This is a genomic window from Bacteroides sp. GD17 (assembly GCF_038448625.1).
GTDB lineage: Bacteria > Bacteroidota > Bacteroidia > Bacteroidales > Bacteroidaceae > Bacteroides.
The window spans coordinates 1-725 of record NZ_JBCEZS010000036.1 but is presented as its reverse complement, the minus strand read 5'-3'; the positions used below and the strand labels follow the sequence as shown (position 1 = coordinate 725).

Sequence of the window (725 nt, the reverse complement as noted above, 5' to 3'; positions counted from 1 at the left end):
TCATCCTCACTAACCGGAACAATCTTAAAACTTCCCTTTCCACGGAATTTCAAAACAAGGTCACGACCATCAACAACCATATCAATGTATTTACCTTGATTGGCTCTAAATTCTCTACCACTCACTACTATCATACTATCATTTTTTAAGTTATATGCAAAGATAATACTTTTATTATTACGGTAGCCATTTTGGTACACATTTATTTTTTATTCACATAGCTAATGGCTGCACTCGTCGGGAGTGCTGGTGCACCCCCTTGCCGTGCGGCGCTCCCCGACCGATGATTTTTTTATCGTGCCTTGTGTCCTTTTTCCTTTTGTCCGGCTTCTGTTCCCAAGCATACCCGGAACACATGGCAGACCGCTTGCAAATCCCGTCCGGAAGGCTTACCTTTGCAAAAGGTTATAGCACACTATAACCCCTAAAGGGGTTGTGTGCGAGGGGACACCCCTCGACCCCGTGCGATGTGACGTTTCACGCCACATCTTCAGAACAGACATACACACCTAAAACCTAATGATATGGCAAAGACATGTATCAGAGTGGAAGCCTGCAAAATCGGCAGCGCAGAACGACACAACCTAAGAAGCAAGGAACTGGACTACATCCGTCCGGAACTCACCCACCGCAACGAACAGTGGGTAGAACGTTCCATTGCCGAAATACACCAAGACATAACGGAAAAATACAAGGCAGCCACCGGACAAGGCTTGCAAAAAAAA

Annotated in this window: 1 pseudogene; it reads left to right on the top strand. The window is 45.7% G+C overall.

Annotated features, from left to right (window positions below):
• Positions 1 to 524: 524 nt before the first annotated feature.
• Positions 525 to 725 (top strand): annotated as a pseudogene (locus AAE250_RS23240) (hypothetical protein); the annotation flags it as partial.